The sequence below is a fragment of the Hungatella sp. SL.1.14 genome, from assembly GCF_024460495.1.
Taxonomy (GTDB): domain Bacteria; phylum Bacillota; class Clostridia; order Lachnospirales; family Lachnospiraceae; genus Hungatella; species Hungatella hathewayi.
On record NZ_JANFYJ010000017.1, the window covers coordinates 112,586 to 138,065 of the forward strand.

Annotated in this window: 29 protein-coding genes and 1 other annotated feature; of the genes, 24 read left to right on the forward strand and 5 right to left on the reverse strand. The window is 46.9% G+C overall.

Annotation, left to right across the window (positions count from 1 at the left end):
- Positions 1-9: 9 nt before the first annotated feature.
- On the reverse strand, positions 10-405 hold the full coding sequence (locus NE473_RS18305) for an ArsR/SmtB family transcription factor (protein ID WP_022031708.1): 396 nt from the start codon (positions 403-405) through the stop codon (positions 10-12).
- 356 nt (positions 406-761) lie between these two features.
- On the opposite strand from NE473_RS18305, the gene NE473_RS18310 reads away from it, so the two are divergent.
- The 14 genes from NE473_RS18310 (at position 762) to NE473_RS18375 (ending at position 12,556) form a co-directional block, all read left to right on the forward strand.
- Positions 762-1,286, forward strand: a complete 525-nt coding sequence (locus NE473_RS18310) for a prepilin peptidase (RefSeq protein ID WP_006772760.1) — start codon at positions 762-764, stop codon at positions 1,284-1,286.
- Between the two features lie 25 nt (positions 1,287-1,311).
- A complete protein-coding gene (locus tag NE473_RS18315; RefSeq protein WP_006772759.1) occupies positions 1,312-2,295 on the forward strand; it encodes a P-loop NTPase family protein in 984 nt (327 codons plus the stop codon).
- A 75-nt stretch (positions 2,296-2,370) separates the two neighbouring features.
- Positions 2,371-3,555, forward strand: a complete 1,185-nt coding sequence (locus NE473_RS18320) for a TadA family conjugal transfer-associated ATPase (protein ID WP_155560886.1) — start codon at positions 2,371-2,373, stop codon at positions 3,553-3,555.
- Positions 3,545-4,282, forward strand: coding sequence for a type II secretion system F family protein (locus NE473_RS18325; RefSeq protein ID WP_155560887.1), 738 nt, complete (start codon positions 3,545-3,547; stop codon positions 4,280-4,282). Before NE473_RS18320 ends, NE473_RS18325 begins: the two co-directional genes overlap by 11 nt.
- Positions 4,283-4,284: 2 nt before the next feature.
- A complete protein-coding gene (locus NE473_RS18330; protein ID WP_006772756.1) occupies positions 4,285-5,520 on the forward strand; it encodes an immunoglobulin-like domain-containing protein in 1,236 nt (411 codons plus the stop codon).
- A 17-nt stretch (positions 5,521-5,537) separates the two neighbouring features.
- Positions 5,538-5,720 carry a Flp1 family type IVb pilin gene (locus NE473_RS18335; RefSeq protein WP_006772755.1) on the forward strand — a complete coding sequence of 61 codons (183 nt, stop codon included), beginning with the start codon at positions 5,538-5,540 and terminating at the stop codon, positions 5,718-5,720.
- A gap of 1 nt (position 5,721) precedes the next feature.
- Positions 5,722-7,602, forward strand: a complete 1,881-nt coding sequence (locus NE473_RS18340; RefSeq protein ID WP_155560888.1) for a DUF5702 domain-containing protein — start codon at positions 5,722-5,724, stop codon at positions 7,600-7,602.
- 183 nt (positions 7,603-7,785) lie between these two features.
- Positions 7,786-8,586 carry a hypothetical protein gene (locus tag NE473_RS18345; RefSeq protein WP_155560889.1) on the forward strand — a complete coding sequence of 267 codons (801 nt, stop codon included), beginning with the start codon at positions 7,786-7,788 and terminating at the stop codon, positions 8,584-8,586.
- 34 nt (positions 8,587-8,620) lie between these two features.
- A complete protein-coding gene (locus NE473_RS18350; RefSeq protein ID WP_118077508.1) occupies positions 8,621-9,058 on the forward strand; it encodes a prepilin peptidase in 438 nt (145 codons plus the stop codon).
- Positions 9,055-9,444 carry a hypothetical protein gene (locus NE473_RS18355; protein WP_006772751.1) on the forward strand — a complete coding sequence of 130 codons (390 nt, stop codon included), beginning with the start codon at positions 9,055-9,057 and terminating at the stop codon, positions 9,442-9,444. Before NE473_RS18350 ends, NE473_RS18355 begins: the two co-directional genes overlap by 4 nt.
- A 1-nt stretch (position 9,445) precedes the next feature.
- On the forward strand, positions 9,446-10,891 hold the full coding sequence (locus NE473_RS18360) for a DUF6382 domain-containing protein (RefSeq protein WP_155560890.1): 1,446 nt from the start codon (positions 9,446-9,448) through the stop codon (positions 10,889-10,891).
- A gap of 47 nt (positions 10,892-10,938) precedes the next feature.
- Entirely contained in the window at positions 10,939-11,559 is a 621-nt protein-coding gene (locus tag NE473_RS18365) for a rhomboid family intramembrane serine protease (RefSeq protein WP_006772749.1), read from the forward strand.
- Positions 11,560-11,578: 19 nt separating this feature from the next.
- Complete coding sequence (locus NE473_RS18370; protein WP_039891333.1) at positions 11,579-11,995, forward strand: HIT family protein; 417 nt, start codon at positions 11,579-11,581, stop codon at positions 11,993-11,995.
- A gap of 18 nt (positions 11,996-12,013) precedes the next feature.
- Positions 12,014-12,556 (forward strand): RNA polymerase sigma factor, encoded by a 543-nt coding sequence (locus NE473_RS18375; protein WP_006772747.1) that lies wholly within the window; start codon positions 12,014-12,016, stop codon positions 12,554-12,556.
- A gap of 27 nt (positions 12,557-12,583) precedes the next feature.
- Here the strand turns inward: NE473_RS18375 and murG are convergent, their stop codons facing one another.
- Positions 12,584-13,651, reverse strand: coding sequence for an undecaprenyldiphospho-muramoylpentapeptide beta-N-acetylglucosaminyltransferase (gene murG / locus NE473_RS18380; RefSeq protein ID WP_055650670.1), 1,068 nt, complete (start codon positions 13,649-13,651; stop codon positions 12,584-12,586).
- A 111-nt stretch (positions 13,652-13,762) separates the two neighbouring features.
- Between murG and NE473_RS18385 the strand changes: the two genes are divergently transcribed.
- Both NE473_RS18385 and NE473_RS18390 read left to right on the forward strand, forming a co-directional pair.
- Positions 13,763-14,578, forward strand: coding sequence for a DUF4367 domain-containing protein (locus NE473_RS18385; RefSeq protein WP_242866164.1), 816 nt, complete (start codon positions 13,763-13,765; stop codon positions 14,576-14,578).
- Between the two features lie 10 nt (positions 14,579-14,588).
- Positions 14,589-15,086, forward strand: a complete 498-nt coding sequence (locus NE473_RS18390) for a DUF6147 family protein (RefSeq protein ID WP_055650671.1) — start codon at positions 14,589-14,591, stop codon at positions 15,084-15,086.
- A gap of 137 nt (positions 15,087-15,223) precedes the next feature.
- Here the strand turns inward: NE473_RS18390 and NE473_RS18395 are convergent, their stop codons facing one another.
- Positions 15,224-15,580 carry an arsenate reductase family protein gene (locus tag NE473_RS18395; protein WP_055650672.1) on the reverse strand — a complete coding sequence of 119 codons (357 nt, stop codon included), beginning with the start codon at positions 15,578-15,580 and terminating at the stop codon, positions 15,224-15,226.
- Between the two features lie 199 nt (positions 15,581-15,779).
- Here NE473_RS18395 and NE473_RS18400 point away from each other — a divergent pair, with 199 nt between their 5' ends.
- The 3 genes from NE473_RS18400 to NE473_RS18410 all read left to right on the forward strand — a co-directional run bounded on the left by NE473_RS18400 (position 15,780) and on the right by NE473_RS18410 (position 17,426).
- Entirely contained in the window at positions 15,780-16,307 is a 528-nt protein-coding gene (locus NE473_RS18400; RefSeq protein ID WP_022031725.1) for a nucleoside recognition domain-containing protein, read from the forward strand.
- Positions 16,308-16,429: 122 nt separating this feature from the next.
- Positions 16,430-16,873, forward strand: coding sequence for a MarR family winged helix-turn-helix transcriptional regulator (locus tag NE473_RS18405; protein WP_022031726.1), 444 nt, complete (start codon positions 16,430-16,432; stop codon positions 16,871-16,873).
- A gap of 19 nt (positions 16,874-16,892) precedes the next feature.
- Positions 16,893-17,426, forward strand: coding sequence for a GerMN domain-containing protein (locus tag NE473_RS18410; RefSeq protein WP_022031727.1), 534 nt, complete (start codon positions 16,893-16,895; stop codon positions 17,424-17,426).
- A 128-nt stretch (positions 17,427-17,554) separates the two neighbouring features.
- Here the strand turns inward: NE473_RS18410 and NE473_RS18415 are convergent, their stop codons facing one another.
- Positions 17,555-19,372, reverse strand: coding sequence for a DUF885 domain-containing protein (locus NE473_RS18415; protein ID WP_055650673.1), 1,818 nt, complete (start codon positions 19,370-19,372; stop codon positions 17,555-17,557).
- A gap of 173 nt (positions 19,373-19,545) precedes the next feature.
- Positions 19,546-19,808, forward strand: a binding site (T-box leader).
- A 120-nt stretch (positions 19,809-19,928) separates the two neighbouring features.
- Here NE473_RS18415 and metG point away from each other — a divergent pair.
- The 5 genes from metG (at position 19,929) to dhaS (ending at position 25,196) form a co-directional block, all read left to right on the forward strand.
- Positions 19,929-21,944, forward strand: coding sequence for a methionine--tRNA ligase (gene metG / locus NE473_RS18420; protein WP_081034914.1), 2,016 nt, complete (start codon positions 19,929-19,931; stop codon positions 21,942-21,944).
- Between the two features lie 225 nt (positions 21,945-22,169).
- Positions 22,170-22,925: a TraX family protein gene (locus NE473_RS18425; protein ID WP_055650676.1), complete on the forward strand. Its 756-nt coding sequence runs from the start codon at positions 22,170-22,172 to the stop codon at positions 22,923-22,925.
- A 59-nt stretch (positions 22,926-22,984) separates the two neighbouring features.
- Positions 22,985-23,749, forward strand: coding sequence for a TatD family hydrolase (locus NE473_RS18430; protein WP_055650699.1), 765 nt, complete (start codon positions 22,985-22,987; stop codon positions 23,747-23,749).
- Between the two features lie 12 nt (positions 23,750-23,761).
- Positions 23,762-24,631: a 16S rRNA (adenine(1518)-N(6)/adenine(1519)-N(6))-dimethyltransferase RsmA gene (rsmA, locus tag NE473_RS18435; protein WP_022031666.1), complete on the forward strand. Its 870-nt coding sequence runs from the start codon at positions 23,762-23,764 to the stop codon at positions 24,629-24,631.
- 1 nt (position 24,632) lies between these two features.
- Positions 24,633-25,196 carry a dihydroxyacetone kinase transcriptional activator DhaS gene (gene dhaS, locus NE473_RS18440; RefSeq protein ID WP_022031665.1) on the forward strand — a complete coding sequence of 188 codons (564 nt, stop codon included), beginning with the start codon at positions 24,633-24,635 and terminating at the stop codon, positions 25,194-25,196.
- Here the strand turns inward: dhaS and NE473_RS18445 are convergent.
- On the reverse strand, positions 25,193-25,429 hold the full coding sequence (locus tag NE473_RS18445; protein ID WP_055650677.1) for a hypothetical protein: 237 nt from the start codon (positions 25,427-25,429) through the stop codon (positions 25,193-25,195). The genes dhaS and NE473_RS18445 overlap by 4 nt on opposite strands.
- Between the last annotated feature and the right edge of the window lie 51 nt (positions 25,430-25,480).

Consider the following 25,480-nt stretch of genomic DNA (forward strand, 5'->3'; position numbering starts at 1 on the left):
TGCCTGTATTCATGAGGTTTTTGGTGAATACAGCTCCAGAAGCTCCTGGAGACAGTTCCCAAGCCTTCGCAGTTCTTTTGTGCTGTCCGCAATCGTCAGATAATAGTAGTTGGAAGTCCCTTCCCTGCGTACATTGACCAGTCCGGCATCTTTTAAAATTTTTAAATGATGGGAAATGGCGGGCCGCGACAGATTTGTCTGTTCCGTAATTTCCTTTACATTCATGCCGGGGACGCCGGAAGGCCGGTATCCGTTCAGTGAAACCGCGATATCCGTCTCATGATCGTCGTAGAGACCGGAGCCGGCAAGAACCCCGATGATGGACAGTCGGACCTCGTCGCCGAGCGCAATAAACAGCGGCATGCAGTCGCGGAAAAGCTTATTCAAATCGCCGGCTTCCAACATGGTAATTCCTCCTTTGGTTTAAAAAAATAAACTAATTGTATTTTACCATTTCAGGAGGAGAACGTCAACAAAATGCGGCGGAAAAAGCCGGGTTCCGGAATAGAAAAAAGGCCGGTGTATCCGGCCTGACCAGTTATGTAAAGCGGTTGAATGTATACAGTATTTTTGTGGAAAACCGGTTGACTTTTTGGCCCGGATTGTGCATAATTAAGAAACATTCTTACCCCCGTTCGGTGGGCAGATATGATTCATGCGGTCATAGAATTCTTTTTATGGCCATAGCGCCGATATTCCGGCATGATTCCCAGGTTTGATAAAATAAAAGACAGAAAGAAGGGGATTTTATCGTCCAAAATTTGATTTTGCTGTTGGTGCTGGCTGCAGGAGCGTATTACGATGTGCGGGAGCACCGGATTCCCAACTGGTGGGTGGCTGTGTCCGCGGTCTGCGGAATACTTCTTTCCATGGTGGAGTCAGGAGCGCCGCCGGGGCCAGCCGCGTATTTAAAAGAATGCGGATTATTTCTGGCGCGTATGCTGACCGTGTCCGCACTGTTTTTTCCACTGTTTATCTGCCGCATGATTGGAGCGGGAGATATCAAGCTGGCTGCATTAATCTGCGGCTACTCAGGCTTTGCCGGCGGAGCTTCGGCGATTGGTCTGGGATTTCTGATCGGGGCCTTCTGGTCCTTTCTGAAGATGATGGTAAAAGGGAGCTTTCATGAGCGTTTTTGCCATCTCGCAGCCTATATCAGGCGCATTTACCATACGAAAACAATAACAGCATATTATGATAAGGCCCGGGACGGGACGGAGGCGGTGATCCCGCTGGGAGTCTGTCTGTTCTTTGGGACCATGGCTTTTATCATGATGCCGGGATAGGAGTGAAGGTGTGACAAACAGAATTATGGCGGTCTATGATGTAGACCCTTTTTATGCCGACCGGTTTGCAGATTTTGTAAACCAGAAGGAGAAAGTGCCTTTCACCGTAATGGCCTTTACGACGCTGGAGCGGCTTAAGAATTATGCCGCAGACCATGAGATCGAGCTGCTGCTGATCAACAGCTCTGTGCCAAAGGCGGAGATTGACCGTTTGGGGGCGGTACGGGTCGTGACATTGGCGGACGGAGAAACCGTTCCGGTTGACGGGCAGTATCCAAGCGTCTATAAGTATCAGGCTACTGATAATATCATGCGGGAGGTGATGGCGTGCTACTGTGCGGGAACGATTCAGCCGGCACTGACTGTAATTGGGAATGCCGGGGATATCATAGGCGTGTATTCCCCTGTGAACCGCTGCTTAAAAACTTCTTTTGCACTGACTGCGGGTCAGCTGCTGTCCAGAAAATCAAGGGTGCTTTATGTCAATCTTGAGGACTGCTCCGGGCTGGAAAAACTGTTCGGGGAAGAGCACAAAGCGGATTTGTCGGATCTGCTGTATTTTTACGGACAGGGGAACTACAGCTGGGTAAGGCTGAGTTCCGTTATCTATTCCTGGGGGGATTTGGATTACATACCGCCGGTGCGTTACCCGGAGGATTTATGCCAGATAACCGCCGAGGAGATGGCAGACTTATTGACGCGGATTGCCAGGGAGAGCGCCTATGATATTGTGGTGGTGGACTTAGGGCAGTTTGGGAAAAAGGCAGCTCCCGTTCTGGAGGTATGCAGTACGGTTTATATGCCGGTGAAGGATGACTGCATGTCGGTGGCAAAGGTGGAGGAATTCGAGGAATACCTGATCCGTTCGGGACATGAAGCGCTTAAGGAGCGTATTCAGAAGATCAAGCTTCCGTATCACAGCAGTTTTGGGAGAAAGGAAAACTATCTGGAGCAGCTGCTGTGGGGGGAACTGGGAGATTATACGAGACAGCTGCTGAACGGGAGGTAGGAATCAGCCGGCAGCAGGGAACAGGAGGGATAAAGGATGGATAAAGAGTTATGAAGGGAGCTGCGTCAGGAGCTGATGGAGGTTCTGGAAGGCCAGAGTCATACCAGCGATGAAGAACTGTATGAACTGATTGATGAACGGATCCTGGAATATGGACAAGCCAGGTACCTGCCTCTGAAGGAGAGGGTGGAGTTACGCAGCAGCCTGTTTGATTCTTTCCGCAGGCTTGGGGCGCTTCAGGAGCTGGTAGATGACCGTGAGGTGACTGAGATTATGGTAAATGGGCCGGATCATATCTTTCTTGAAAGGAAGGGGCGGATAGAGACCTGGGAGAAAGGCTTCGAGAGCACGGAACAGCTGGAGGATATGATTCAGCAGATCGTCAGCCGCGTAAACCGGACTGTGAACGTCTCACGGCCTGTAGCAGACGCCAGGCTGCCGGATGGTTCCCGTGTTCATATCGTCCTGCCTCCCATCGCGCTGGATGGCCCTGCGGTGACGATCAGAAAATTTCCGGAGCCCATCACTATGGAAAAATTAATCAGGTTCGGTTCAATCAGCGGGGAAGCAGCTGGATGTTTGAAGAACCTGGTGACTGCCGGGTATAACATTTTTATCAGCGGAGGAACGAATTCCGGGAAGAGTACATTTTTAAATGCGCTGTCTGCCTTTATTCCGGCAGAAGAACGGTTGATTACGATTGAAGATTCCGCTGAGCTGCAGATCCGGAGTGTTCCGAACCTGGTCAGACTGGAGGCAAGAGGGCCCAACACGGAGGGGGAGGGGGCCGTCACCATAGCGGATCTGATTCGTGCGGCGCTTCGTATGAATCCGGATAGAATCATTGTGGGAGAGGTACGGGGAAGGGAGGCGCTGGACATGGTCATGGCCATGAATACGGGCCATGACGGCAGTTTAAGTACAGGGCACGGCAACAGCCCGAAGGATATGCTGTCCAGGCTGGAGACGATGATGCTTATGGGCGCCGAACTGCCTCTGCCGGCGATACGCAGCCAGCTGGCATCAGCCCTGGATATTCTGGTGCACTTGGGGAGACTGAGGGACAGGAGCAGGCGGGTACTGTCGATTGTGGAGGTGGATTGTTATGAAGAAGGGGAAATCAAACTCAATTCCCTGTATGAGTTTGAAGAAGTCGTTGAAGAAGGGAAGGGGCCGGATACGGCCGTCTCCGGCTGCCTTAAGAAGACCGGAGCAATTAAGCACACGGAAAAGCTGCGGGCCGCAGGGATTGTATTATGACAGATATCGTCTGTCCGCCGGAGAGTGGTTTAGATATGCCGCAGCAGGAGCCGGTATTGCGGCAGCAGTGTCTTACGTATTTTACCGGAGTCTGCCGATATTTATCATGTTAAGCCCGTTCGGGCTGTGTTATCCCCTGATTAAAAAAGCGGATTTAAAAGACCAGCGGTTAAAGCGGCTGAATCTGGAATTTAAAGAAGGGATTTTGATTCTGTCCTCCTTCCTGAGCGCCGGATATTCAGTGGAAAATGCATTTTCTGCCAGTATTCGGGAGCTGGCAGTTATGTATGGTGCCTCCGGTATGATGGTATTAGAATTCAGTCACATGGAAGGACAGATCCGGATGAACCGGCCGGTCGAGCAGGTATTGATGGAGTTTGGAGACAGAAGCGGGCTGGATGACGTCCGGAATTTTGCCGAGGTATTTGCGGCTGCGAAACGGAGCGGCGGCGAACTTGTCTCTATTATTAATCATACATCGGGAGTGATTCGCGACAAAATACAGATTCAGGAGGAGATTGCCACGATGACAGCTGCCAAACAGTTTGAACAGAAGATAATGAATTTGATTCCGTTTTTTCTGGTATTGTATGTGGACGTCTCTTCCCCGGGATTCTTCGATATGATGTATCAGACCGGTGCCGGAAGATGGATCATGACAGGCTGTCTGGCAATTTACGCGGCAGCGTATGTTTTAGCGGGAAGAATTCTGAGAATCGAGGTGTAAAGATGAGAAAATCCATAAAATATCCGGTTCCAAAGAGTTCGGTAATCTGTGCTGCGGCAGGAATTCTGCTGTATGCAGGACTGATGATTTGGCAGGGGGGAAAATGGATGCCCGTGTCTTCCCTGCAGAGGCCTGCTCACGGAGACGGGGAACTTCTCTACGAGGTAATCGTTCGGGAGTTGGGGGAGGAAGGGCGGGAAATACCGGTTACAATACCCGTGGGAGAACGGCAGTATTCAGATGAGGAGGCGGAAGCTCTGTATGATGCCGTATTTCCAGAAATGACAGAGCGGATTCTGGGCGGGAATGAATCGCTGGAAGCGGTGCGCAGCGATCTGGATTTAGTCCGGGTACTGGAACCCTACGGCTTAACCGTCCGCTGGGAGTCTGAAAATGTGGAGCGGGTGGATACCTTTGGAACGGTAGTTAACAGCGGAGTCCCGGAGGAGGGAGAACCGGTCTGGTTAAAAGCTGCCTTAACAGACGGGGTTCATACGCGGGAATACGAGATTCGGGTGACTGTGATGCCGCCGGTTCTCAATGGGGATGAACTGTTTCAGGAAAAGATCATGGAGGCCTGCCGCCGACTGGATTCCGTACAGAAGACAGATAACCAGCTTTTTCTTCCGGAGGAGGTGGCTGGGAAGAAAGTGAGCTATTACCGGGAACGTGAGACAGACTATACGGTAATCCCTGTTCTGGGGCTTCTGCTGGCTTTCCTGTGGGCGGCACGGGTAAAGATGAACGAACAGAATGTAAAAAAACAGCGGGAGCAGCTCCTGCTTCTGGATTATTCTGAGATTGTATCAAAATTCATGGTATTTATCAGTGCGGGGATGACGATACGGACGGCCTGGGAACGGATTGCTGCAGGATATGAGAAGACGGTTCAGACAGGAAACCGGAAAGCGAGGCCTGCCTATGAAGAAATGTGCCATACCATATCCCAGCTTAAGAGCGGAATGGCTGAAGGAAGGGCATACGGCGAGTTTGGGCGGAGATGCGGTCTGCAGCCCTACGTAAAACTGGCTGCGCTGCTGGAACAAAACCGGAAAACCGGAAGTAAAAATCTAAAATCTGCTCTGGAGCTGGAGATGGTGTCGGCGTTCGAACAGAGGAAGAATCTGGCCAAAAAACTGGGAGAAGAGGCCGGAACCAAGCTGCTGCTTCCATTGTTCCTGATGCTTGGAGTTGTCATGATTATGATTGTGGTGCCTGCGTTTCTGGCTATTTATTGAGAAGGGAGGTGAATGGTATGGAAATGGTAAAGAAAGAACTGATGGCATTTTTGAAGGAAGAGGATGGCGTGGGTGTGATCGAGATTGTGCTGATCCTGGTGGTTTTAATCGGCCTTGTAATCATCTTCAAAAAGCAGATTACAACCCTGTTGAACAATGTATTCAAGGAAATTAACAGTCAGTCGAAAGAGGTATATTAATATGCGGAAAAGCGGACAGATAACCGTATTTCTAAGTCTGGTTCTGCTGTGCGTCTGCAGTCTGGTGTGCGGGCTCGTGGAGTCCGCCAGGACTGCTGGAGCAGGCTGGTATTTGAAGCTGGCGGCAGATTCCGCCATGGATTCCGTATTCAGCGGCTATCACCGGGAGGCGTGGGAACAGTACCGGCTTTTCCTGCTGGAATACGAAGAGGAGGAGGAACCGGGCAGTACGTGGCTGAAATATATGGAGCCGTATATGGAAGAACACGGCTGGTATCCGGCAGTCATAAAGTCCGCTGCAGTTAAGGGGATTTCCGGTATTACAGATAAACACGGCGCTAATTTAAAACAGGAGATACAGGACTATATGCGGTTTGGTATCTGGGATACCGTGTCGGAAGAGTCAGAAGCGGAAAATCTGTGGAAGGAGCTTAAAGAGGCGGAATCCCTGCAGCACGTTTCAGAGGCTTACAGCGGTCATGCAAGGGAGGCGGCCCGCATGGAGCGGGCGCTGGAAGCCATATGGAAATCACTGGAAAGTCAGGAGGAATACAGGCAAAAGGCGGCCGTCAGGCTGGCAGACCGGGATGGGGCCGGATTCCGGACGGCGGCAAAGCAGCTGAAAAAAGAGGGCGGACGTCTTCCGGGGCTGATAAAGACTTATGAGAAGAAGGCCGATGACCTGGCTGCCCATTTAGAAAAAACGAGAGAGGAGACAAAACAAAAGTGGGAGGATTTAAGTGAAGGTGTGCGGAGCGCTATGGAGGAGGAACTGGCCGGCTACGAATCCTATATCTCTGAGAATGGAGCCAAACGGCTGGAGATCCGGGCATTAATCCCTGAAGCAGAGGGAAATACAGCAATAATTGACCGTGCAGTGGAACGGTCTTATGAGGTTGAAGAGATAATCGCTGAATGGGATGAGGAGGATGAAGGCGGAGGTCCGGATGAGGGGGCGTTATGGGACTCTGTCGAAGTCGTCTGGGACAGGGTGAAGGTACCGGAGCTTTCCTTTCGGGCAGGCTTAAAGGAAGCGGATAAACAGAATCTTCTGGAACAGATTCAGCAAATGGCAGGACTGAATCTGCTGATGCTGGTTCTCCCTGAAGGGGAGGAGGTCTCAAAAGGTGTCATTCAGACAAAGAGTCTCCCATCGGTTCACCATACAGAAGATATTTTAAAAGACAGTTTTTTGGAGCGCGTATTAACCGATGAATATATAGGCAGATTTTTTACCTGTTTCCGGTCGGAGGACGAAAAGGAGGTGTGCTATGAGCAGGAATATGTGCTGGGAGGCAAATCGACAGATGAAGAAAATCTGAAATCTGCGGCGGCGAGGATTCTGGCGGTGCGGGAAGGCCTTAATCTCATTCACATTCTGTCGGACAGCCAGAAGAGAGAGGAAGCCCATGCGCTGGCTGCAGCAATCACCGGTGTTACCGGAACCGCACCGCTTACCGGCATTGTAGCATTCTTTGTCATGACAGTATGGGCGCTGGGAGAATCGGCAGCAGATGTAAAGGCTCTCCTGGGCGGAGAACGGGTCCCGCTTATAAAGACAAAGGAGACGTGGAACCTGGATTTAGACGGACTCCTGGCTTTGGGAGAACAGGGAAAGGTGGAAGCGGGACAGGAGAAGGGGGTGGGAAAGAACTATGAAGAATACTTAAAGATGCTGATGTTTATGGAACCGGCAGAGCGTCTGTATTATCGGGTAATGGATGTAGTCCAGATCAATCTATCCGTAAAACAGCCGGGTTTTACCATGGAACGCTGTGCCTATCAGGCAGAGATTGTGGGAACCGGCACCGGAAAACATCTGTTTTGGCTGGGAGGCGATCCGTGTTATACCGTGGAAGTACATACAGACAAAGCATATTAGAACAGGAGGCGGAGGATAATGCCCTTTTTTCAGCGGCCTTTATCAAAGGATTTAAATAATAAAAGATCAGTTACTCTCCAGGTACGAATCCCCCTTGAGCTTCGCGGCCTTCCTGGAAAAAGGGTATTATCTTCCGCCTCCATCCGGAGTCTCTGGTGTGTACGGCCATTGGATTGTCTGCGTATGGGGGCCAGTATAACGGTAGAAGCCGCCCTGGCACTGCCCCTGTTTCTGTTTGCGATGATGATTTTAATGATGCCCATGGTTCTAATGAATGAGAGCAGAAAGATACAGTCAGAGCTGGAACTGGTCTGTGCGGAAATCAGCCAGTATGCAGGCGTACTTCCCGATTCTGCGCTGGAACGTGGAGACTATGAAAAAGGAGGAATTCCGGAGGAGCTCATGGAGGATCTGACAAAGACGGGCTTTCGCATATATGCGGAAGGAAAGATCAGAAGCAGAATCCGCACGGAGAAGGCAGGCCATTTTTCGTTGACGGACTCCAGGATTCTGGAAGATGGAGAAACCATCGACTTAATTCTCCGCTATGAGATGTATCTTCCATTTCCGGTATTTCGAATAAAGAGCGTGCCAATGACTGCCAGGAGCTGCAGAAGGGCGTGGATCGGAAGAACGGGAGGAAAGGGGAATGGGAATTCCGGGCAGGCTGAGAATGATGAACTGGTCTACGTCGGCAAAAGCAGCACACGGTACCACAGAGACAGGAATTGTCATTATCTTTACAATCATATCAGCGTGATTTCCTTTGCTGATGTGGAGAGTGTGAGAAATTCTGATGGACGGAAGTATAAACCATGTGCCAGATGCGGAAGCCAGGCGGGACAGGGAAGTTCTGTTTATATCATGCCAAGCGGGGAGAGTTATCATAGCGACAGGAATTGTTCCTCCATTATCGCCTATGTGCGGGCAGTGCCGTTATCAGAAGCAGAGTATTTAGGTCCGTGTTCTTACTGTGCGGAATAGACGGAAAATGCGGGAGAGGGAAGGGAGAATTCTGATGGAAAAAATGAAATGGAGCCATGTAATCTTTATGACATTTCTGCTGGCCGCGTCATGGCAGGATTTACGGAATAAAAGTGTGAGCATATGGCTGTATCTGGGATATGGGGCAGCAGCTGGTGTTATGAGGCTGATCGGCGGTGGTCCTGTTTTCACGATACTAAGTGGAACGTTGGTGGGAGTGGTGCTTTTGGCCGCAGGCAGACTGACATCAGGTGCGATCGGAAGCGGTGATGGCATGTTTTTCATCGTTAGCGGGCTGTACCTAAGCCTGAATGAGAATATACGGCTGCTTTTAAACGGAATTTTGTGGGGCGGCGTATTTTGTCTGTTTCTGTTCCTGTATGGAAAAAAATACGGAAGAAATATACACAGGATGGCGGTGCCGTTCTTACCGTTTCTGATTCCCGGCTGGATCTGGATGGTGATTTCATGAAGAGACGCCTGAAGGGAAGTTATACCGTAGAAGCGGCCTTCGTAATGGCACTTGTCCTGTGGGCTGTGTTGTTTTCTGTACAGGCGGCCTACCGGCTGCGGGATGAGACTGTGGGGGCCATGGCACTGCATGGAGCCGCAGAGTATCTGCGCCATGGGGAGGAGAAGACAGCAGAAGAGGCTGAGAATTATGCAGAACGTCTGGCAGGGAGACCATTTTCATGGAGCGGCTATCAATTCAGAATAGAACAGACGGAAAGGGTACTGAAGGGCCATCGAATCCATGCATTGGGAACTGCGGGAACCTGGTCCCTTGAAATTAGCCAGGATGAATACGATCCGGAAAATTTTCTGCGAATGTGCAGTCTTCCAGACCGGGAGGAATGAAATGGAAATCACATATAAAAGAGAGCTGAAGCATAACTATCTGATTATAACCCCGGAAGAAGCTTTTTACGACAGCTATGAGATACGGATGCTGGCCTCCAACTGCATTGAAGGCCTCTTAAAATTTCACGTAAAGCAGGTGGACAACAGGAAATCTTATTACTATGAAATTACATCGAGGCAGCCGCTGACACGGATTCTGGAATATCAGAGTCTGGGAGCGGAGCACCTTCGGTGCCTGATTACAGGGATTGTCAGGACTCTGGAGCGGATGGAGACGTATTTACTGCAGGAAGGGCAGATTTTGTTAGAGCCGGAGTATATTTACGTGGAGCCGGAATATTTTTCAGTATATCTCTGTCTCATTCCGGGGCGGCAGGGGGGATTTCCGGAAGAGATGACGGCTCTTTTGCAATATCTTCTGGGAAAGGTCAATCATCAGGACAAGGAGTGCGTGGTGATGGCATACGGACTTTACCAGGAAAGTTTAAAAGAAAATTATGGAATGGCGGATCTTTTAAGACTGACAGGGCTGGATCAGGCGGCTGACAGGAGAAGCAGGCAGGGAGAAGAATGGAGTACGGAAGAAAATAACTGGCAGGACGTGGAGATGGAAGAGAGTGGAGGGGATGAGTTTCTGCGGCCGGTGAACAGAAGGAAGATGGAGACGCGGAGTGAACCAGAGTGGAAAGAGCACGGAAAAATAGTGTCTGAAAATAAAAAAATCTTGCAGGCTGGCAATGAAAAAAGAGAAGAAAGGCGGATGAAAAAGAAGACTCTGTTTCAGAATATTTTAACATTATGCACGATTTTAGCAGGAGGTCCCGTTCTCTGCTGGCTTTTATACGGAGGAAGGGGAGTGAAACATTATTGGCCCATTCTGGCTGGTGTGGATGTCCTGACGGCACTTTGTCTGGCTGTCCGTACCATTGCTTTCGGATTACATGAGGAAAATCCGGAAGAACGGCATTTCTTTGAAAGGGAGCATAAAAATAGAGACCGGTATGGGGATACGGAAAAACGTCATGAGTGGCAGATGGTATTTCAGGAAGAGCCTGAGACTAATTGTGATATCCCGGTATCAGGTAATCAGGAGGTAAAAATCAGAAATGAAGAGTGCAATACGGTCCTGCTGACGGAGCAGGAACAGCCAGCGAATGCCAGATGTTTCCGCAGTCTGGAGCCGGGAGTTCCGGATATTATCATTTCGTATGTCCCGTTTCTTATTGGGAAACAGGAGGGGCTGGCAGATTACGTTTTATCCCGGGATACAGTCAGCCGTCTTCATGCAAAAATAGACAGAGAAGGGGAAGAGTATAGAATTACGGACTTAAATTCGACAAATGGCACCATGGTGGGAGGCAGGCTGCTGGAGACGAATGAAACCGCGCCGTTATTGCCCGGAGAAGAAGTTTATATTGCAAATGTAGGATTTATATTTACATAAAGCGGCAAATTGTGCTAGAATGGTCGTAAGATTAGAAGGAGAGCACAATGGAAGATTTGTACGGACGAAAAAAAGCATATGTGAATATCGGGCTTATCGCGCTAAACGTGCTGTACTTCCTTTTTCTGGAGGCGACAGGTTCTTCAGAGAATACTTCATTCATGGTAGCGCATGGTGCCATGTACGCGCCGCTGGTAATAGAACGTGGTGAATATTACCGGTTGATTACCTCTGTATTTATGCATTTTGGAATCAGCCATATCATGAACAATATGTTGATTCTTTTTATCCTGGGTGACAATCTGGAAAGAGCCCTGGGCCATATAAAATATCTGTTTTTCTACCTGATTTGCGGTGTTGGTGCCAATATTGTTTCCATGATCGTGAATTTAGGGGAATACCGAAACGTCGTATCAGCCGGCGCCTCGGGAGCTATCTTTGGTGTGATAGGCGGACTCTTATACGCCGTCATCATAAATCGCGGCCGGTTGGAGGACCTGAGTACCCGACAGCTGGTTGTGATGATCGTATGTTCCCTGTATTTTGGCTTTACCAGCACAGGTGTTGATAATGCCGCGCATATTGCAGGTTTATTGATAGGCATTGTAATGGGGATTCTTTTATACCGCAAGCCCAGGAAAAAACGCAATACCGAGATATGGGGATAAAATGGAAGGAGGTGAGAGTGTGAGGGATGACAATTGTATTTTTTGCAAAATTGCTAATGGCGAGATTCCGTCAGAAACCATTTACGAAGACGAGACGTTTCGTGTAATTCTGGATTTGGGTCCGGCATCAAAAGGACATGCTTTGATTCTTCCAAAGCAGCATTACAGTGACATCTGTGAATTGGATGAGGATGTCGCGGCCAGGGTCCTTCCACTGGCAGCAAAGATAGGAACGGCGATGAAGAAATCTTTGAATTGCGCCGGGTTCAACGTAGTCCAGAATAACGGGGTGGAAGCAGGACAGACTGTATTTCATTTTCATGTGCACATTATTCCTCGTTATGAGAAAGGGCCTGTTATGGTTTCGTGGGTACCGGGAGAGGTGAGCCCGGAAGAATTAACAGAAACAGGAGCTGCCATAAGGAGCACCCTGTAATCAAAGGGGGCATAGGAGATGAGCATGCAACAAGATGAAGATATGTTGTTACAGTCGATTTATGAAGAGTATCAGGGAACGCTCCGCCGGATTGCGAGAGCGCTGAATGTTCCCAACATGGAACTGGAAGATGTAGTTCAGGAAACGTTTATTGCTTATTTTAGGAAGTATTCATTAACATGGTCGCCAACGCTTAAGAAGGCGATGCTGGTGAAAATCTTAAAGGGAAAAGCAATTGACTGTCTCAGAAAGAATGGACATTATGAAAAGGTCAGTCTTGATGAGGAGAATTCAATAAGATGTATTGAGATGCTGACCACCTATGTGGTAACAGATCCCATTGATATTATTATCAGTGAGGAATCGATACAGAGGATTACTACGGAAATAGCCAATATGAGGCAGGAATGGAAAGAGATGGCTGTTTTGTATTTTCTCGAGCAGAGAACCATTCCGGAGATTTGTGAAATGCTGGAGATACCGGGAACGGTTTGCCGCTCCCGGATTTACAGGACAAGAATGTGTCTGAAAAAGATTCTCGGACCGAAATACGATATTTAAAAATTATGAATACTTAGTTATGAATGCTTAGTTTGAAGCCAGAGATTCGATCATATCCACGATTGTATCCACGGCATTATGCAGTTCACTCTGTTCCATGCGGCTGATATAGGTTTGACGGTCATGGTAGGTTTGAGTAATGGCCTGGAACAGGGAATCGTCAGAAAGATTCTCTTCTTCCAGAACGCAGCTGAAGCCCTGCTTTTCAAAGGATTTTGCGTTTAAGATCTGATCGCCGCGGCTGGCAGCAGCAGAAAGCGGAATCAGAATGTTAGGTTTGTGGAGTGCCAGAATTTCACAGATAGAATTGGCTCCTGCCCTTGATATCATTAGATCCGCTGCAGCAAATAAATGTTTTAAGGGTGCATCAACGTACTCATACTGTACATATCCCCGGGTGGCTTTCAGACTCTCATCCAGATTGCCTTTTCCGCAGATATGTATTACCTGGAAGCTCTCAAGCAGTCTTGGAAGGATATGGCGTACAGAGCGGTTAACGGTAACGGAACCGAGACTGCCTCCAATAATGAGAATAATGGGGCGGTTAGCAGACAAACCGGTGTGTTTAAGTCCAGTCAGCCGATCGCCCTGCAGGAGTTCTTTACGTATGGGGGAACCGGTAAGGCATGCCTTTTCTTTTGGAAGGTATCCCAGGGTTTCCGGGAAATTACAGCAGATTTTAGCCGCTGATGGAATACAGATTTTATTAGCCAGTCCGGGCGTCATATCGGATTCATGGATAATAACCGGAATTTTATAATGCTTTGCCGCAAGAACTACGGGAACGGCAACAAATCCGCCTTTGGAAAATACGACATCCGGCCGATGAAGCTTAATCAGCTTTCGGGCCTCGCCATATCCTTTTACAACGCGGAATGGGTCAGAAAAATTTTTGATGTCAAAATACCTGCGGAGTTTACCGGAGGAGATACCATCATAGGGAATTCCTGCCCCTTCGATCAGTTTCCGTTCGATTCCCTGATATGATCCAATGTAACGGATCTCGTAGCCATGTTCTTTCAGAGATGGAATCAGAGCAAGGTTCGGGGTAACATGTCCGGCGGTTCCGCCGCCGGTTAAAATGATTTTTTTCATAAGACGTTGCCTCCCAATTTCGATATACTATTATAGTAAACGTTAGCAACAAAATGTCAACCCCAAAGCGTGTGGGAACTTCAGGATAACCTGTAATTATGAGGTGTGTGCGTGGACCAGGATAGGAATCATGGAAAAAAATGTTCTGTTTTCAACCAAATAAAATATTTTTTTACACGACAAGTAAGGATGGATGCACGGTTGCTTGATTTTATGCAGGAGCACCCGGAAATAGCACCTGATTCTGATCCGCTCGAAGCGCCGCCAGATGAATTCCAGAAAATATTGGATGAAATGGAAAAAAGGGGAATTAAGCCTGCTGTTAAAAGACAGATAAAAGTAAAGACACGCCTGAGCCAAGCTGGTAATTATATGAGGAAACCTGCGTTTGTTGCGTTGTTGGTGGTTTTGATCGTTGGGGGGACTTCTGTGGGGACATCGGCGAAGAAGGCTTATGATTATAGGATGAGAGAGAGGTCGGTAGGAAAGAGTAATCTTGTATGGAATAATGATCAGTATATATTGTCAGAAGAAGATGGCGTAGATAAGGCCTATAATGAAATAGAGGAGTTGTTGGGTATCAAACCACTAAAAATGGCATATCTCCCTTTTGAGATGGAATTTGTAAAGATTGAATTAAGCGAGGGGAATGCTACTATGGAATTTCGTTATAAAGAAAAGAATTTTTACTTTATTCAAGCTAAATATCCAGTGACTGCTTCTAATAGTATAGCTTCCGATAGAAATGTATATGAAGAAATATATAATAGATGGATAGATGAAAATATTAGAATGGAAAAGAATAAATTAACGACGAATGAAATTGAATATAGTGCTACTATAAACTATAATGGTGCTTACTATTATCTATCTGCGATAATAGATGAAGATGAATTTGCAGAAATATTAAGATATCTAACTTTTTAAAGGAGAAGAAATGAAAAAAATAATTAAGAGTTTATGTTTAAGCATGTTTTTATGTATAATATGTACAATGCCGGTTTTGGCGCTTAGTCTAGACCAAAATGTTAAGCTACTGAAAGGTACAACTGAGCAGGTTATTGTTAAACCTCAACCGAGAGGGTCGATAATATCAACAGGAACTTTAAGAATATCGAATGGGCAGGACGGAACAATAGGTGTGTTTATGCAGACTTTAGCCCACGTTGATGTGGATGAAACATCTTTTGGAGTTTATTTGGATCGGTGGATTGAGAGTGAAAAGAGATGGGCAAATATTGAACATTATACATTTTCATTTACTAAAGAGGAGTATCCAGATGAAGATTTGGCAATGAAATCTTTATCATTCAAAATTGTCGGACAACCTGTAGATTGTTATTATCGTTTGAGGGGGTTACATTTAGTTATATTAAATGGTGAGCGAGAAATGTTAACCACACAAACAGATGGAGTCTTGCTAACAAAAGAATAGTAGACATGCTGAATATATAAATAATGGAATCTTAAATAGTTTATAGTAGTGTTTTCATAATTTATCTAAAAAGGGAATGTTTCAAAGGTAACATCTTTTTGAAACATTCCCTTTAGCGTTAAAATATGACAAGCTTATTATAAAAGCTTATTTTCCCACTCCTCCGCCTTAAACCCAACCAAAACAAAATCTTCCCCCACAACAATCGGGCGTTTTACCAGCATTCCATCTGTAGCCAGCAATTCCAGCTGTTCCGTCTCAGTCATTTCTGGAAGACGATCTTTTAAATTCTGTTCTTTGTATAGATTTCCACTTGTGTTAAAAAACTTTTTCAGGGGAAGTCCGCTTTTTTTGTACCAGGTTTCCAACTCTGATACGGACGGATTTTGTTCTTTGATGTGGCGGGCTTCGTACGGGATTTGGTGGTCGTCGAGCCACTTGCGGGCACGCTTACAGGTGCTGCAGGGAGGATACTGTAAAAATAATATGCTCATAATAGACATTCCTTTCTTTTAATCAATTTAACTGCTGAATATTTAATGTGATTTCCTACAGGCATTGAAAGCCTTTTAGGACGATGGAACCTTTGGTACTCGGGACAACCGGCCTTGACTCTATTTTATCCTGGAATGCCCTGAATGAAAAGGGGATTTTTGAATAGAATGTAGTAATAGATAGATTTGAGGAGTTTCAATGAGCTTTATTTTATTCTTATCGGAGGCAATGGTTCCGCTGATTATTTTTTATATTGTAGGATTTGGAATTCTTTCTAAACGTCCGGTCTTTGATGATTTTATAAATGGCGCCAAAGATGGGATGAAGACGGTTGCCGGAATTATGCCGACGTTGATCGGATTGATGACTGCGGTGGGGGTGCTTCGCGCTTCAGGTTTTCTGGATTTCCTGGGAGAACTTTTGAAGAATCCGGCAAGCTGGCTTTGCCTTCCAGCACCGGTGGTGCCTGTGATCCTGGTCCGCCTTGTGTCGAACTCGGCGGCAACCGGACTTGTGCTTGATATCTTTAAGGAATACGGTACAGATTCTTATGTCGGCATGCTGACATCTATTTTAATGAGCTGTACGGAGACTGTGTTTTACTGCCTCAGTATCTATTTCGGTACTGTTAAAATCAAGAAAACCAGGTATACAATGGGAGGCGCATTGGCGGCTACCGCAGCGGGAGTGGCGGCCAGCATTGTTTTGAGCCGTTTTTTGGCATAAAAACCAGTATTTAAACAGTTTTTTAAGAATTTCATAAGAATTCAGGTGGTTGCCTTAGGATTCATTATCATGTATAATCATGAGGAAGCTTTTATTGGCAGGAACGTAGGAAAGGGATTGACGTGGATACTTACGGGACTCTTAACGAAGTATTGGTAAGATTGTTTCGCGATATTATGGACATAGAACAACAGGCCATTATTACATCTGAGTTTAATGACTTGACGAATAATGATATGCATGTCATAGAAGCCATTGGGATCGAAGAACCGAAGAATATGTCAACTATAGCAAAAGAGCTTTCTGTGACAGTCGGGACACTGACGATTGCGATGAACAGTCTGGTAAAGAAGGGCTATGTGACTCGTCAGAGAGGAAAAGAGGACCGCCGCGTTGTCTATATATTCCTTTCAGAAAAAGGAAGGGCTGCTTACGAGCATCATGCCAGATTCCATAAGGATATGATCGATGGCGTCATCGGTCAGCTGAGCGGAGATGAGGTAGAAGCTTTGATTAAAGCTCTGACCAAGTTGAATACCTGGTTCCGGAGCCTTGAGGAGAACTAGAAGGAGGCTATAATTAATCATGAAAAAATTCATCATGTGTTTTGTAGGAGCGATGCTGGTATTATCTTTGGCGGCATGTACACCAACTCCTGTAAAACAGTCAGAATCAGCAACAGAGCCTATGGTTGAGGCATCGACCGGCGGGGCCAGCGATAAAGTACCGGACCCGAACGTAGAACCGATGGAGATCATATCTGTATACAGTTCCAATGAAGATGCGACCGGTTTAAATCAGGCAATGGACGCGGTAGATGAACTGACAGCTCAGTCGCTTGTCGATAAGCTGATTGAATATGGTGTTTTAGAAGAAGGGACTGAGGTCCTTAATTTTGACACAAAAGACGGTGTTGGTACCCTCGATCTGTCGAAAGTACCGAGTAGCGGAACATCAGGGGAGATGCTGATGCTGACGGCCATTGGAAATACATTTACAGAGAATTTTGAACTGGACAAGCTGAAACTGCTTGTGAACGGAAAGAATTATTCCAGCGGACATATCGAACACGGAGATAATGATTATCTGGAATACAACAGGGATTATAAGAAGATGTAAGATGGAAGATAAATAAAGGTGCCGTTTAACCGCTGATTCCGGGTGGTTAAACGGCACCTTTATTGTATGTAAAGAGTCTTACGGTTTCAACGATGATTCTTCTGTTAATTCTCCTGCAAATTCTCCTGCTAATCCATCTGTTCCGCCAGCCACAGCCGGAAATATGGCTGTATAATACTGAACTGAGCCGGGCCTATATCGAGAAGGAAGGTATGAAACGCTTTTAGATCAAACTGATCCTTTAAAATCTTTTCAGCAGTATTTCGCATTTCCATAATTTCCAGATAGCCTACGTAATACTCCATATAGTTGGTAGGATTCTCTACCAGACTGTAATAGATAGTATCTGCCACATCACTGTCACCGATATTATAAAATTTGCTGAGATAATCTTTTACCTGTCCTTTGTCCCAGCCATCGTAATTGATACAGATATCGAGCAAAGCATACAGACCAAGAGAGATGGCGGAATTGCGGGCTAAAAGCTGCCCCATGCTGGGATCGAGCCCGTTATCCAGAGTGTAGGAATAATACTCTACATAGGTAGCCCAGCCCTCTGAATAACTGGAGAAGGAGAGAATTCTCCGAAGATCACAGGTATTATGGCTGGTAAAGTAGACGTTCTGGTATAAATGTCCGGGGTATCCCTCATGAGCCAGTGTGGGGAACAGATCTTCATTTTGAAATCTGGTGCCGCCATTGATGTATATGACATTATCCTGATAGCGGTCCAGCGGAGGAACAAGGTAAAAAGCAGGACTTAAGGTACCTTCCAGCGCCTTGGGAACATATTTGACCTTATAACTGCACTCAGGAAGGGCAGGGAAATCTTTGGAGATCTGCCCGTTCAATGATTTTAAAATTTCATCGGGCTTAGTGTACTGAAAGGTATAGGTATCCAGGGCGTCAACCAGTTCAGGATGTGTCTGAACGATTTCCCCCAATGCCTTTAAATCGGAATTTAACTGTTTCTCAATGGCTTTCTGCAGCTTTAAAACCGTGTCATAGGAGGTGGCAGTGTTGGATTTCACCAGATATTCAAAATATTCTTTTCCCTGCGGGAATTCACTTAAGCCTTTTTCATTCGTTCCGGTACCCATCAGTGCGGTGATTCCGTCAATCAGGTTTTTATACGCAGGGATAAAATGATCTTTTAATACAGCCAGGTTTTGTTCTTTATAGGCCGCTTTTTCTTCCGGTGATGCGTCAGTAAGTGCATCAACGCGTTCGTTAAAGGTCTCTGCCAGAAAACTGTGATCCGGCTGAATGAGATACGCTTCGCATGACTGAAGTACATGGTCGGCGGCTGTGTCACACATAAAAAGCCCTGCTTCTGATTTTTCTTTTTCAAATTCCAGAATCTGTTCATAGTATGTATCGATGGTGGACAGAAGGGCCAGATAGTGATCCACGTCTTTTTTGCTGTAAAATGCATATTCTGCCAACAGGACAGGCAGCTGCGCCTGAATGCCGATGGTACTGGTTAATGGCTGTGCATAGAGCTCCATCCCTTCCGAGGATAATTCCGTCTCCAGATAGGAGGAGAGAATTTTATAGGTAAGTTTTTGTTCCTTCGTCAGTTTCTTTATATCGATGGACCCGAGTGCTTTCTTTAAATCCCGCATCTCATTATAGTTTTTCTTCATGCTTCCCAGGGAGAATTCCCCAAAGGTATCAGGGATTTCCGTGATGCCGCGTGAGGTGGGATCGGCCAGTGTGTAATGAAGATCCAGGCCCGAATTACTGAGTTCCTCTTTAAAAATGGTCTGAGTAAGAGCGTCAAAATGATTCTGGACGCTCACATGATCCGCCTGGTACTGTTCGTACTGGGCGGAAGACGGTTCCGCCGGTGCAGGCGTCTTTGGTCCTGCGCAGGCCGTCAGCATGGAGGCTGAGAGAAGAAGGGCCAGCAGACGGCGGGCCAGTTTTACGTGTTTGTTTGTCATAGTTGTTCCTCCAATATTCACTATTATAATTATATGGAGAAAAAGAGAACTCATGAGTGGAACTTTGGCCAAAAACAACGTATTTTTCAGTCACGCCGGAAGTTCCGGCCAGTTTCCTGCTTGACAAACCGGATGGAAACTATTACACTAAGAGTTACAAATCCAGTTTATATAGGAATGCAGAGAAAAGAAGAGTAAGAAGAGTGCTTCAAGTGCAGAGACTCCCGGAAGCTGAAAAGGGAGCTTGAGGTCCTTCCCAACATGGTCTTGGAGCAGCAGAGCCGAAGTGGCGGTTACCGCCTTTAAGCTTTGACGGTTACACCCGTTATCGTGTCAGACTGTAATCCCGTTTTGGATGGGAGCGCAGCCGATGAGGTCCGTGTCGCGAGGTACGGACAAATTAAAGTGGTAACACGGGAACTATTCCGTCTTTAAGTGTCCTGAAAGGATATTTATAGGCGGTTTTTTGTGTAATAGGGAAGTGTCCCCCGCGATTCAAAAAAGTCTTTCAGGCAGGACCGTTTATTTTTTAGGATTGCATGTAGTTTGTGATAAGATGTACAGGAGGGAAAAAACAATGTGTAAAGATTGTAAGAAAGAACCGTATTATATTACTACTGCCATCGCCTATGCGTCGGGAAAACCCCACATCGGCAATACGTATGAGGCAGTGCTGGCAGATGCGATTGCCCGTTTTAAGAGAGCGGAAGGGTATGATGTATTTTTCCAGACAGGAACAGACGAACACGGCCAGAAAATAGAAGAAAAGGCCGCGGCAGCAGGCGTAACACCACAGGAATTCGTGGATCAGGCCGCGGGGCAGATTAAGACGATCTGGGATCTGATGAACACGTCCTATGACAAATTTATACGTACCACAGATAAGGACCATGAGGCTCAGGTGCAGAAGATATTTAAGAAACTGTACGATCAGGGCGACATTTACAAAGGCTATTATGAGGGGCTTTACTGTACTCCCTGCGAATCCTTTTTTACAGAGTCTCAGCTGGTTGACGGCAAATGTCCGGACTGCGGCCGTGAGGTTAAGCCTGCGAAGGAAGAGGCGTATTTCTTCCGTATGAGCAAATATGCAGATCGCCTGATTAACCATATTAATGAACATCCGGAGTTTATCCAGCCGGTTTCCAGGAAGAATGAGATGATGAATAATTTCCTTCTTCCGGGTCTTCAGGACCTTTGTGTGTCCAGAACAACATTTAGCTGGGGTATTCCGGTTACCTTTGATCCGAAGCACGTAACTTATGTATGGCTTGACGCGCTGACCAACTATATCACGGGAATTGGATACGACTGTGATGGAGACAGTACGTCACAGTTTGCTAAGCTCTGGCCTGCAGACCTTCATCTGATAGGAAAGGATATCATCCGCTTCCACACCATTTACTGGCCGATTTTCTTAATGGCCCTTGATCTGCCGCTTCCCAAGCAGGTATTTGGCCATCCGTGGCTGCTTCAGGGTGACGGCAAGATGAGTAAATCCAAGGGAAATGTTCTCTATGCGGATACTCTGGTAGACTTTTTCGGCGTGGATGCCGTGAGGTATTTTGTTCTCCATGAGATGCCGTTTGATAACGACGGCGTGATCTCATGGGAGTTAATGGTGGAGCGTATGAACTCTGACCTGGCCAACATCCTTGGAAATCTGGTAAACCGTACGATTTCCATGTCCAACAAGTATTTTGGCGGGGTGGTTGCCAATGCGGGAGACACGGAAGAGGTGGACGACGATTTGAAGGCAGTCGTACTGGACGAAGTGAAAAAGACCCGTGAGAAGATGGAGAAGCTTCGCGTGGCCGATGCCATTACCGAGATTTTCAACATATTCAGAAGAAGCAATAAATATATTGATGAGACGACGCCATGGGTTCTGGCAAAGGACGAGGCGAAAAAGGGCCGGTTGGAGACCGTGCTCTATAACCTGACAGAAGCGATTACCATTGGCGCTTCCCTGCTGGAATCCTTCATGCCGGATACTTCTGCAAAGATTCTGGAGCAGCTTCACACAGAGAAGCGCAGTCTGGAGCAGATGGATCAGTTTGGGCTTTACCCATCCGGAAACCATGTGACGGATAAGCCGGAGATCCTTTTTGCCCGCATGGACATGAAAGAGGTAATGGAGAAAGTAGAAGCCATGCAGGCTGCTTCGGCTGCCGGAACAGCACAGGAAGGTGCCGGTGAAGAGGCGGAAGTGGACGCACCGGAGGTTATTGATATTGAGGCAAAGACGGAGATTTCCTATGATGATTTTGCTAAGCTTCAGTTCCAGGTAGGCGAAATCATTGCCTGCGAGGCAGTGGCGAAGTCTAAAAAGCTGCTCTGTTCCCAGGTTCGTATCGGAAGTCAGGTAAAGCAGATCGTAAGCGGAATCAAGGCACACTATTCTCCGGAAGAGATGGTGGGCAAGAAGGTTATGGTGGTTGTAAACTTAAAGCCTGTAAAGCTGGCGGGAGTCTTGTCTGAAGGCATGCTTCTGTGCGCTGAGGATGCGGAAGGCAATTTATCCCTTATGGTACCGGAGAAATCGATGCCTGCGGGAGCAGAAATCTGTTAATAGAGTAGATAATAGGGGTTAGTACAGCGTATTGCAGGTTCTTATGCATATAGAGCACCCGCTGTTCACACCAGGACTGTACCTGCAAATCTGGCCGCAGGATTCACGATGCCACTGATTTGCAGACGCATCTCCATGTGAATATCGGGAACTCTGAGCTCAGGAATCTCCGATACGCTGTACTAAATTCCGGGAATCCGGTCCCGGATCTTGAAAGGAGAACGGATGGAGCAGACGCTGCCCAAATATGGAGCCAACCAACGGTCAGGAGGAATATCGGGAAATACGCTGAAGATGATTGCGATAATCACCATGCTCATTGATCACATTGGAGCGGGAGTCGTGGAACCATATCTGAGTATGAATATGGGAGCCATGGATGGAAATGAAATGTTTAACCGCCTGTATTACCTGGACAGGAGCCTGCGCATAATCGGACGGGTGGCCTTTCCAATCTTCTGTTTCCTTTTAGTGGAGGGCTTTCTCCACACACGTGATGTGAAAAAGTATGGAAGCCGCCTGCTTCTGTTCAGTTTGATCTCAGAGGTTCCGTTTGATCTGATATTTTTTAATACCTGGTTTTATCCGGGATATCAGAATGTCTATATTACACTGTTTATCGGACTTGTGGTACTGGCCGGCTATCGGCGCTGTGAGTATGATGTGGTTAAGAAGATGCTTGTGGCAGCGGCAGGATGCGCAGCGGCGTATCTGCTGAGATGCGATTATGATATCAGCGGTATTGTGATGATTGTTATTCTGTATGAATTTCACAATAATAAATATTATCAGATGCTTGCGGGAGGATTAATGGCAGCGATAGAAAGTATCATCGCTTTTGGGGCTGCGGCACTGGCATTTATTCCAATCAGCATGTATAATGGTACAAGAGGACGGATGAATCTAAAGTATTTCTTTTATTGGTTCTATCCGGTTCATTTAATGGTTTTATATCTGATTCAGCTCCTGGTTGTCAGGTGACGGGCCTGATCCGGTTCGCGCGGACGTAACAGGATTCTGAGATATGAGGTAAGAGAATGATGATATTTGATACACACGCTCATTATGACGATGAGCAATTTGATGAGGACCGTGAGGAACTCCTGAATTCCATGCAGACACACGGAGTGGAGGCGGTTACGAATATTGGGTCCAGCCTTGCCGCTTCACGCAGAACGATCGGACTGACAGAGCAGTATCCATTTGTCTATGGCGCCATAGGCGTCCATCCCAATGAGGCGGGAGAACTGGACGAGGACGGCATTGCCTGGCTGAAAGAGATGTGCGCTCTTCCTAAGATCGTGGCCGTGGGTGAAATCGGGCTCGATTATTACTGGGATGAACCGGGGCACGACATTCAGAAAAAATGGTTTGAGCGTCAGCTGGAGCTGGCCCGGGAAGTAAAGCTTCCGGTTGTGATTCACAGCCGTGATGCTGCAAAAGACACACTGGATATGATGAAGGCACTTCATGCAGAGAAGATCGGCGGAGTGATTCACTGCTTTTCTTATACGAAAGAGATGGCGCGGGAATACTTAAATATGGGATTTTATCTCGGAATCGGCGGAGTCGTGACCTTCAAAAATGCCAAAAAGCTGAAAGCGGTTGTGGAGTACATGCCGATGGAACAGATGGTTTTAGAGACAGACTGCCCTTATCTTTCACCCGTTCCAAACCGTGGCAAACGCAACTCATCTTTGAATCTTCCGTATGTGGTGGAGGAAGTGGCCCGTATAAAGGGGATATCGGAGGACGAGGTAATAGAGATAACAAACAGAAACGCGAAAACAATGTACAGGCTTTGATGGAGGGCGCGAATGGCGACACTGGGAAACCCCCAAAAGACGATTGAGATCATACAGAAATATGAATTTGCATTTCAAAAGAAGTTCGGACAGAATTTCCTGATTGATACCCATGTGCTGGAGAAAATCATTGCAGCGGCTGGTGTGACGGAGGACGACTGTGTGCTGGAGATTGGCCCGGGAATTGGGACCATGACGCAGTATTTGGCGGAACATGCACGACATGTGATCGCGGTGGAGATTGATACGAATCTGATTCCAATCCTTGAGGAAACACTGAAGGATTACGGGAATATTACTGTCATCAACAATGATATTTTAAAGGTTGACATCAATAAACTGACAGAAGATTACAATGACGGCCGGCCGATTAAGGTAGTTGCCAATCTTCCTTATTATATTACGACACCGATTATTATGGGGCTCTTTGAGGGCGGCGTTCCCATAGATAATATTACCGTCATGGTACAGAAAGAGGTGGCGGAGCGCATGCAGGTAGGGCCGGGATCCAAAGACTATGGGGCGCTGTCCCTGGCAGTACAGTATTATGCGGATGCCTATATCGTGGCCAATGTTCCGCCTAATTGCTTTATCCCTAGGCCGGGGGTGGGATCTGCCGTGATCAGGCTGACAAGGCATAAGGAACCGCCGGTGGAGGTGGATGATCCGAAGCTGATGTTCAAGCTCATACGTGCGTCTTTTAACCAGAGGCGGAAAACTCTGCAGAACGGGCTGAATAATTCACCTGAGCTTCCGTTTGACAAAGAGGAGATTGGGGCTGCTATCGAGAGTCTGGGCGTCACTCCCCAGATTCGCGGGGAGGCGCTGACGCTAAAACAGTTTGCAGATTTAAGCAACTATTTTACACGCAACAGGGGGTAATATGTCAGATTCACTCATTACAAAAAAAGCGATTGCCGCGGCGTTGAAACAGGTATGCAGGGAAAAGCCGTTTGACAAGATATCAATTGCCGATATTACCGCGGTATGCGGATTAAACCGTCAGACGTTTTATTATCATTTTCAGGATAAATATGAGCTGCTCAGCTGGATCTATTATAATGAGAATTTTTCCAGGATCACAGAGGATATTACCTTCGATAACTGGGATCAGAAGATCCTGGAGATGCTTCAGATTATGGAAAAAGAGAAGACGTTTTATGTAAACACGCTGAAGGAACAGGAACACACATTTGAAAGCTACTTGTTCGAGATGGCCAAGGCGCTGTTCTTAGAGGCAATTGCCAGATTGGATGAGAAAAATCATTTAAATGATGTGGAAAGGGAGTTCGATGCTGAATTTTATGCGTATGGGATATGCGGAGTCATCGTTTCCTGGACCCAGAGCGGAATGAGAATTAAGCCGGAAATTGTGGCGGAGCACTTAAGAAGCCTGGCCAAGGATACAGAGCGAATCGGTTATATCCGCAGCCAGGGCCTCCTTTAAGAAACCTTATCCATGATATAGCTGATACACTCTTCCATAGAGGAAGTCCTAATCAGCTGGAGCAGTTCATCGTATTTTATACGACATTCACACGGGGAAGGATGGAACTTGTTTAAAAGTTCTTCGATATTACGGGCCGTCCGTTCCGGTGATTTTTTGCTGTTTTTTAAAAAATGGAAGAGAGCCGTTTTAAACACGGATTCCCTTAGATGTTCCTGCATGGTTGCAGACATGACAATCCCCCCTGACTAATCTGATCCTGTAATCAGTATTTATAATTTTAT